Below are 7,806 nucleotides of genomic sequence, written 5' to 3' on the forward strand. Positions count from 1 at the left end.
GACCCGGTCGGGCGGCGTCCACCCGAGGTCCTCGGCGGCGGCCGCGAGCACCCCCGCGGCCGGCGGCTCGGCGAGGATCGCGCGCAGGACGGCCCGGATCCGTCGCATCCGCTCGCCGACCTCGCGCGACTGCTCCTCGGCGTACCCCTCGGCCGACTCGGCGCTGAGCTCGTCGATGTAGGCGAAGATGGCGCCGCCGAGCGCGTAGAGGTCCGCCGGGTCGAGCCCCGACCGGACCCCGCTCTCGACGACGCTGTGCCAGGCGATCCGCGCACCGGTCCGGTAGGCCGACAGGAGGGCTTCGAGCGAGCGTCCCGCCGCTCGCTCCCCGCGGCCCAGAGCGACGTAGGTCTCCCGGCCGATGCGCCGGGAGCGGGCCGGATCCTCGAGTGCGTCGACGAAGCGCTCGAGCGCCTGCTCGACGCCCTGGCGGATCGTCGCGCCGAACGGCCCGCTGAGCGGGCGGTCGTACTCCGGGACCTCGGCGCGCAGCGCCTCGATGATCTCGGCCGCGAGATCGGGCAGGATCGGGCGCAGGGCGCGGGCCGCCGACGGGTTCGGGGTCGACTCCATTATCGAGAACCTACAAATCGCGGCGCCAGAACGCGACCCGGATCGACAAGAACACTCCGTCGTCGCTAGCTAGGGTCGCCGATATGTCGACCCCCACCGCCCCGACCCGCCCGGAGGACGGGCCCGCCGCGCGCGCGGCGCGACGCCCCGACCACGACCACGACTACGTGATGCCGCGGTCCCAGCAGATCGCGAACCTCCTCGCCGTCGTCATCCCGTTCCTCGCCTTCCTCTTCGCGATCTACGCGGGCTGGAACGAGTGGGTCGGGCCGATCGATCTCGCGATCTTCGCGTTCATGTACGCGATCACCGGCTTCGGCGTGACCATCGGCTTCCACCGCCTCCTCACCCACCGCGGATTCACGGCGCCGAAGTGGGTCGAGTACACGCTCGCCGCCTTCGGCTCGATGTCGGTCCAGGGGCCGGTCATCAGCTGGGTCGCCGACCACCGCAAGCACCACGCCTTCACCGATGCGGAGGGCGACCCCCACAGCCCGCACGTCGGCCACGGCTCCGGCCTGCGCGGGCTCATCCACGCCCACGTCGGCTGGATCATCACCGACCAGGGGTCCGCCCGGCGCTCGAAGTACGCGAAGGATCTCGTCGAGGACCGCGGCATGCGCCTGCTCAACCGCAACTTCGAGTGGCTCGTGCTCGCGAGCCTCGCGATCCCCGCCCTGCTCGGGTTCGTCCTCCACGGCTTCACCGTCGAGGGCTTCCTCCGCGGCCTCCTCTGGGGCGGCCTCGTGCGGATCTTCCTCCTCCACCACGTCACCTGGTCGATCAACTCGATCTGCCACTTCCACGGCAAGCGCCGCTTCGACATCGAGGACCACTCGACCAACGTCGCCTGGCTCGCGATCCCGTCCCTCGGCGAGGCGTGGCACCACAACCACCACGCGTTCCCCCGCGCGGCCGTCCACGGCATGGGCCGTCGCGAGGTCGACGTCACCGGCTGGGTCATCGCCGGCATGGAGAAGCTCGGGCTCGCCCGCGACGTCGTGCGCGTGAGCCCGGAGCGCCAGAAGGCGAAGGAGCTGCGCGCGGAGGCCTGACCCCGGCGGCGCCGGGGGGTTCGAAATCAACGCGCGTTCGATTCGCCCCCTCGACGGGCGTCAATCCGACGCGCGTTCGATTCGCCCGTCCTGCGAGGGACGTCGCAGCCGACCGCGGGGAAGTTTTACCGCTCGTTCAGGTAGCGCGCCCATACTGAGCGCCGCGAACGTACCTCGCAAGTGCACTCCTCCCCAGAAGTGCAAGCGGCCCGCCAAGATGGCGGGCCGCTCGCGCTTTGGGCGGACCCACCCCGATCCGCCCATTGTCTTCTCTCTCTCCTCCCATCGCCCACAGGCGGCGGAGGTGTGACCGACTCACGTCGTCCCACGGACGCGGCCGTCACCAGTCGTTCACAACGGCGCCGCCACCGAGAACTTGCGCAGGCCGGGACCACCACGCCCGACCTGGCGCGTGCGCGCTCCCGACGACGCGTCCGGGTCAGGCGGCGCCGAGTCCGTCGACCGCCTCCGCGAGCGCGACGTCCAGCTCGGTGATCCCACCCTCGCTGTGCGTCGCGATCGTCACGCGGACCTGGTTGTAGCCATGCACGAGGAGGTCCGGGTGGTGGTTGCGCTCCTCGGCGAGCGCGGCGACGTCGTTCACGAACGCGATCGCCGCCGCGAAGTCGTCGACGCGGAGGTCGCGGACGATCGCGTCCCCCTCCCTCCGCCAGCCGGGCAGCCGCCCGAGCGCGTCGTTGATCTCGTCGTCGCTGAGTCGTCCCATATCGTGTCTCCCATGCGGATCGTGAGTCTCGTGCCCCACGCGACCGAGCTCTTGTTCGCGCTCGGCCTCGGCGACCAGGTCGTCGGCGTGACGCACGAGTGCGATCATCCCAGCGAGGCGCGCCATCTGCCGCATGTCACGCGCGACCGCCTTCCGCCGGGCCTCAGCGCGCGCGAGATCGACGAGGCGGTCCGCGCCTCCGTCGAGGGCACCGGCACGATCTACGAGCTCGACGAGCACGCGATCCGCGTGCTCGAGCCCGACCTCGTCGTCACGCAGGCGCTCTGCCCCGTGTGCGCCGTCACCTACGACGAGGTGAAGGAGCTCGCCGAGGAGCTGCCGTCCTGCCCGTCGGTCATCTCGCTCGACCCGAAGACGTTCGGCGAGACGATGGGCGACATCCGCACGCTCGCGAAGGCGACCGACACGAAGGACGCCGCGGTCGACCTCGTGCGCGACATCAGCGCGCGCGTCGATCGCGTGCGCCTCGCGGTCCGCGACGCCCCGCGCCGGCGCGTCGCCGCGATCGAGTGGTTCGACCCCGTCTTCGTCGCCGGGCACTGGACCCCGCAGCTCATCGAGATGGCCGGGGGTCACGACGTCCTCGGGCTCCCGGGCGAGCACAGCGAGGTCGTCGAGTGGAGCACGATCGCCGCCGCCGAGCCGGAGGTCGTCGTCTGCATGCCGTGCGGCTACGACGCCCCGACGGCCCACGCCGAGGCGCAGAAGGTCCGTGACGAGCTCGCGGGCCTCGGCGCCGAGACGGTCGTCGCCGTCGACGCGTCCGCGTACTTCTCCCGGCCGGGTCCCCGCCTCGTCGACGGCCTCGAGCTGCTCGCCCACATCCTCCATCCGGACCGCGTCCCCGAGGCGCCGAGCGCCGCGCTCCCGGTCTTCGAGGCGATCCCGCGCTGAGCCGCACGGTCCTCTACCTCCACTCCTCGGCGGGGCGCTACGGCGCCGACCGCCAGCTCCACGCGCTCGCGACCGGGCTCGACCCGGCGCGGTACCGGCCGCTCGTCGTCCTCCCCGAGGACGGCGACCTCGGCGACGACCTCCGATCCGACGGCGTCGAGGTCCTCGTCCGCCCGCTCGCGGTCCTCCGGCGTGCGCTCATGAGCCCTGCGGGGATCTCCCGCGTCGCCGCCGCGTGGGCTGCCGACGCCGGCGGCCTCGGACGGCTCGCGCGGTCCCGTGGCGTGGCGCTCGTCCACACGAACACGTCGGTCACCCTCGGCGGCGCCGCCGCCGCGCGGGTCGCAGGCGTCCCGCACGTCTGGCACGTCCGCGAGATCTACGCGGGGTTCGAGCGCTGGTGGCCGGCCTACCGGCGCCTCCTCCTCACCGCCGACGCCCTCCCGTGCGTGAGCACCGCGACGACGCGGCAGTTCGACGGAGCGGCCGCCGCGTCGGTCCTCCACGACGGTCTTCCGATCGACCCGGCGAGGGCGCCGCGCGCGGCGGCGCGCGCCGAGCTCGGCCTCCCGCAGGACGCCGTCGTCGTCGCCGTCCTGGGCCGGGTGAGCGGCTGGAAGGGCCAGGACGTCCTCGTCCGGGCGCTCGGCCAGGCGCCGCTCCGCGGCCGCGACGACGTCGTCGCGCTCATCGCGGGCGACCCCTGGCGCGGCGAGGAGCGCCATCTCCGCGAGCTCCACGAGATCGCGGCCCGCCTCAACGTCGCCGCGCGCGTCGTCCACTGCGGGTTCCGCGACGACGTCGAGGTGGTGTACGGAGCGGCCGACGTCGTCGCCGTCCCCTCGAAGCAGCCCGACCCGTTCCCGAACGCCGCGCTCGAGGCCGCGGCCGCGGGATGCTGCGTCGTCGCCGCGGCCCACGGAGGGCTGCCGGAGATGATCAGGGACGGAGAGACCGGCGTGCTCTTCGCGCCCGGGGACGCGCGAGCGCTGAGCGCCGTCCTCGCCGATCTCGTCGACGATCCGACTCGCCGGGACGCGCTCGCCGCCGCGGCGCGCGCGGACGTCCGCGAGCGCTTCTCGACGGACCGCATGCTCGACGTCGTGCAGGCCCTGTACGACCGCCTGCTCGCCTGAGGGCCGGCCCTGGGGTCGTGACTGGGGTGCCGCCCTGTGGCGCGCCGACGCGCGCCGGCGGATCCTGGGACCACCACCCGTCCGATCCCCAGGAGGTCACGCACATGCTCCCGCTCCGATCCCGCCCCGTCGCCGCCCTGGCCGTGGCAGCCGTCGCCGCGCTCCCCGCCGTCGCCCTCGCCGACGCCGAGCTGCGCGGCTCGCCGACGCTGCGCACGACGTCGTCGGCGACGGCGGCCGACCTCGCGTTCGCGGTGAGCGAGAAGCTGCCCCGCAAGCCCGGCGGCGGCCTCGCGGCGCACGTGCGCTTCAGCGACCAGGGGACGTCCTCGATCGCCCCGGTGGGGCGCCACGGGACGGACTACACGTACCGGTCGCGCGTCCGCTCGTCGCGTCCGCTGCGCGTCGGGACCCGCTACACCGTGCGGATCGTCGTGAAGGGCCAGCCGACGCTCGTCCGCAAGGTGAAGCTCCTCGAGGCCCGCTGAGGGCGTCGGGACCTGCGCCGGGCCGGCCGCGCCGGCCCGCGCGGGGGTCTACGCCTCGAAGAGGCCCTGCGTCTGCTCGGCGGCGAGGACGCCCCCGACCGCGAACGCGACGCTGAGGACGACGAGAGCCGCGATGCCGAGGGCCGGCTGGCGACGGCGCGCGGCCTGCTGGAGGGCGACCGCGCACAGCGCCCCGGCGAGCAGCCCGCCGAGGTGCCCCCCGATCGAGATGTTGAAGCCGGGGAGGAACGTGATGACGAGGTTGAGGAGGATGAGCGGGCCGATGCCGGTCGCCATCGGGTCGATGCCCCGCGCGCGCATCTCGAGGAACGCGATCGCCATGAGCCCGAAGACCGCCCCCGACGCGCCGACGGTCACGCGGTCCGGCGAGAGGAGAAGCGCCCCGAAGGAGCCGCCGAGAAGCGCGGTGAGGTAGACGAGGCCGAAGCGCAGCTGCCCGTAGGCCGGCTCCAGCATGTTCCCCAGGAGCCACAGCAGGTACATGTTGAAGCCGATGTGGAGCAGGCCGCTGTGGAGGAAGCCGCCGGTGATGAGGCGCCAGTACTCGTGGTCGTTCGCGATGTCGCCGAGGCCCTCGGGGAGGACGGCGAAGACGCTGCCGTTGCCGAACAGCGCGCCGGCGTAGAACAGCTCGTTCCCGGCGCCGCGGACCCCGAAGAGGGAGCCGCTCGCGAAGCCGGCGATGACGCAGACCGCGATGATGACCGGCGTGAGCGTGACGGAGGCCTCGAGTGAGCGCAGCGTGCGGACCTGGGTGCGGTCGCTCGAGCACTCCGGGCAGCGCATGCCCACCGGGGTCGGGGTCATGCAGTCCGTGCAGATGGGACGCCCGCAGCTCGAGCACGAGACCCCGGTCTCGCGCGAGGGGTGGCGGTAGCAGGTCTGCGACGTCGCGGTGGCCATCGATCAGCGAGGGTACCGGCCGCGGGCCGCCGACCCGCCGCCGCGTCGCGCGACGACGCGCCGGGCGGCGTCCGTCACGACTCGAGAGAGGCGGCGATGACCGGGGCGCCCGACGGGATGACGCTCCCGCCGCTCGGCTCCACGGTGACGAGGACCTCCTCGGCACCCCGCAGCGGCTCGTCGACCTCCACCTGCGCCCGGCCGTCGGGACGCACCGTGAAGAGGGTGTGCGTCGGCTCGGGGATCTCGCCTCGACGCAGCCACACCTGGTAGACCCGGCCGGGCGAGGGGGACGGGAGGTCGCGCGCGACGAGCGTCGCACGGTCGTCGTGCACCTCGACGGCGACCCGCGCGCCCTCCGGAGCCGACTGAGCGGCGACCGTCCGCACCGGTCCGAGGTCATCGCCGTCGCTGAGGAGGACGCCCGCACCGGCCCCCGCGAGGACGAGGACCGCGGCGAGCGTCGCCGCGAGAGCGGGAGAGAGGCCCGACGGCCAGCCGAGGCGGTCGCGAAGGCTGCGCCGCCGCGGCGCGGGCTCGCCGGACCGAGGCGCCGGGGCGACGTCCGCCTGCGGACCGGTGGCGCGCAGCAGCTCGGCCTCCGACTCGACGATCGCCATGAGGCGACCGCGCATGTCGGATGGCGGGACGAGCTGCGGCGCCGCCATCGGAAGCGTGTCGGCGACCGTCTGGAGGCCGGCGACCTCGGTGGCGCAGACGTCGCAGCTCTCCAGGTGCACCGCGTACGAGCGGGCCTCGCCCTCCTCGAGGGCGTGGAGGACGTAGGCCCCCGCATCGTCGAGGCGCGGGCAGGTGGCCTCGTCGCGGGGGTCGTTGCCGTGGTGGGGGCGGATCATGAGGTGGCCTCCCGCCAGCCTCCGAGCTGGTGTCGCATCTTCTCCAGGCCGAGCCGCATGCGCCCCTTCACCGTCCCGATGGGGGTCTCGAGCATCGCGGCGATCTCACTGTGGGTGAACCCGCCGAAGTACGCGAGCTCGATGACCTTGCACTGCTCCGGCGGGAGCGTCTCGAGCGCCTCGCGCACCTCGCGGGCCTCGTCGCGGCGCGCGACCTCGGCGTCCGTCCGGTCGGCGGACTCGAAGCGCTCCTCGATGCCCTCGTCGCTCGCCCGCCGGCGGTCGTGGACGACGCTGCGGCGGAGATGGTCGATCGCCCGGTTGTGGACGATCCCGAGCACCCAGGTCCGCACGCTGCCGCGCGCCCGGTCGTAGCGGGCGTTCGAGCGCCAGAGGCTGAGGAACGACTCTTGGACGACGTCCTCCGCGGAGTTCCGCGTGCCCGTCATCCGGTAGGCGAGCGAGAACGCCGCCTGGCTGTGGCGTTCATAGACGAGCTCGAACGCCGCCGACTCCCCCTTGCGGACGAGCTGCATCAGATCCTCGTCCGCGAGGTCGCGTAGCGGGCTGCTCACAGCTGGGGAGGATCGCAGGACGAGCGGCATTCCGGGAAGTACTTCGGACCTGCGCCCATCGCGGATGCCTCCCGGAGCGCCAGCTTCGGCGCTGGGCGCCGGCGCGTCACGCAGCGTCCTGCTGACGCACGATGCCCTCGAGCTGCTTGATCGCGCGGTGGATGAGGACCTTCGTCGCGCCATCGGACCGCCCCATCGCGCGGGCGATCTCCCGGTTGTCCATCCCGAGCGCGAACCGCATGATGAGCGCCTCACGGCGGTCGTCGGGCAGCTCGTCGATGCCCTGGAGGATCCGGGCGAGCTCATCGCGCCCCTCGACGAGATCCTCGGTCGTGTGCGCGGCCTGGAGGACGGTCGTGTCGTCGATGTGGGTCTGGGGCTTGCGCGAGCGGTCGCGGTAGAGGTTCGCCGCGAGGTTGTGCGCGATGCGGATGAGCCACGGCCGGAGCGGCCGGCCGTCGGACTCGGAGAGAGCGCGCTCGAAGTGCCGGTAGGCCTGCAGGAAGGTCTGCTCCGTGAGGTCCTCGGCGTCGTGGTGGTTGCCGACCCGGTAGTA

The 7,806-nt window shown here is 73.4% G+C and carries 10 protein-coding genes; 4 read left to right on the forward strand and 6 right to left on the reverse strand.

The window, feature by feature from the left end:
* Positions 1-573: PucR-like N-terminal domain-containing protein (locus tag ACME2J_RS21420; protein WP_495546981.1), on the reverse strand; the 573-nt coding region annotated here is incomplete at its 3' end.
* Between the two features lie 83 nt (positions 574-656).
* On the opposite strand from ACME2J_RS21420, the gene ACME2J_RS21425 reads away from it, so the two are divergent.
* Positions 657-1,628, forward strand: a complete 972-nt coding sequence (locus tag ACME2J_RS21425) for an acyl-CoA desaturase (protein ID WP_495546982.1) — start codon at positions 657-659, stop codon at positions 1,626-1,628.
* Between the two features lie 439 nt (positions 1,629-2,067).
* Here ACME2J_RS21425 and ACME2J_RS21430 read toward each other — a convergent pair whose 3' ends face one another.
* Positions 2,068-2,355 carry a 4a-hydroxytetrahydrobiopterin dehydratase gene (locus ACME2J_RS21430; protein WP_495546983.1) on the reverse strand — a complete coding sequence of 96 codons (288 nt, stop codon included), beginning with the start codon at positions 2,353-2,355 and terminating at the stop codon, positions 2,068-2,070.
* Positions 2,356-2,367: 12 nt separating this feature from the next.
* On the opposite strand from ACME2J_RS21430, the gene ACME2J_RS21435 reads away from it, so the two are divergent.
* The 3 genes from ACME2J_RS21435 to ACME2J_RS21445 all read left to right on the forward strand — a co-directional run bounded on the left by ACME2J_RS21435 (position 2,368) and on the right by ACME2J_RS21445 (position 4,894).
* Entirely contained in the window at positions 2,368-3,270 is a 903-nt protein-coding gene (locus ACME2J_RS21435; protein WP_495546984.1) for a cobalamin-binding protein, read from the forward strand.
* On the forward strand, positions 3,267-4,406 hold the full coding sequence (locus tag ACME2J_RS21440; RefSeq protein ID WP_495546990.1) for a glycosyltransferase: 1,140 nt from the start codon (positions 3,267-3,269) through the stop codon (positions 4,404-4,406). The genes ACME2J_RS21435 and ACME2J_RS21440 overlap by 4 nt, the downstream gene beginning before the upstream one ends.
* A 104-nt stretch (positions 4,407-4,510) precedes the next feature.
* On the forward strand, positions 4,511-4,894 hold the full coding sequence (locus ACME2J_RS21445; RefSeq protein WP_495546985.1) for a hypothetical protein: 384 nt from the start codon (positions 4,511-4,513) through the stop codon (positions 4,892-4,894).
* A 48-nt stretch (positions 4,895-4,942) separates the two neighbouring features.
* Here ACME2J_RS21445 and ACME2J_RS21450 read toward each other — a convergent pair whose 3' ends face one another.
* From ACME2J_RS21450 to ACME2J_RS21465, 4 genes are all read right to left on the reverse strand, one after another.
* Entirely contained in the window at positions 4,943-5,818 is an 876-nt protein-coding gene (locus ACME2J_RS21450) for a rhomboid family intramembrane serine protease (RefSeq protein WP_495546986.1), read from the reverse strand.
* Positions 5,819-5,892: 74 nt separating this feature from the next.
* Positions 5,893-6,675: an anti-sigma factor gene (locus ACME2J_RS21455; RefSeq protein WP_495546987.1), complete on the reverse strand. Its 783-nt coding sequence runs from the start codon at positions 6,673-6,675 to the stop codon at positions 5,893-5,895.
* Positions 6,672-7,250, reverse strand: a complete 579-nt coding sequence (locus tag ACME2J_RS21460) for an RNA polymerase sigma factor (protein ID WP_495546988.1) — start codon at positions 7,248-7,250, stop codon at positions 6,672-6,674. The genes ACME2J_RS21455 and ACME2J_RS21460 overlap by 4 nt, the downstream gene beginning before the upstream one ends.
* Before the next feature lie 106 nt (positions 7,251-7,356).
* Positions 7,357-7,806, reverse strand: a 450-nt coding sequence (locus ACME2J_RS21465) for an RNA polymerase sigma factor (protein ID WP_495546989.1), incomplete at its 5' end; no start/stop codon positions are given.

It is taken from the genome of Paraconexibacter sp. (genome assembly GCF_059438195.1).

What these genes read in the sequence shown, in the direction of transcription:
- ACME2J_RS21425 (WP_495546982.1), top strand. Translation starts at nt 657, where the DNA reads ATGTCGACCCCCACCGCCCCGACCCGCCCGGAGGACGGGCCCGCCGCG.
- ACME2J_RS21430 (WP_495546983.1), bottom strand. Translation starts at nt 2,355, where the DNA reads ATGGGACGACTCAGCGACGACGAGATCAACGACGCGCTCGGGCGGCTG.
- ACME2J_RS21445 (WP_495546985.1), top strand. Translation starts at nt 4,511, where the DNA reads ATGCTCCCGCTCCGATCCCGCCCCGTCGCCGCCCTGGCCGTGGCAGCC.
- ACME2J_RS21435 (WP_495546984.1), top strand. Translation starts at nt 2,368, where the DNA reads ATGCGGATCGTGAGTCTCGTGCCCCACGCGACCGAGCTCTTGTTCGCG.
- ACME2J_RS21450 (WP_495546986.1), bottom strand. Translation starts at nt 5,818, where the DNA reads ATGGCCACCGCGACGTCGCAGACCTGCTACCGCCACCCCTCGCGCGAG.
- ACME2J_RS21455 (WP_495546987.1), bottom strand. Translation starts at nt 6,675, where the DNA reads ATGATCCGCCCCCACCACGGCAACGACCCCCGCGACGAGGCCACCTGC.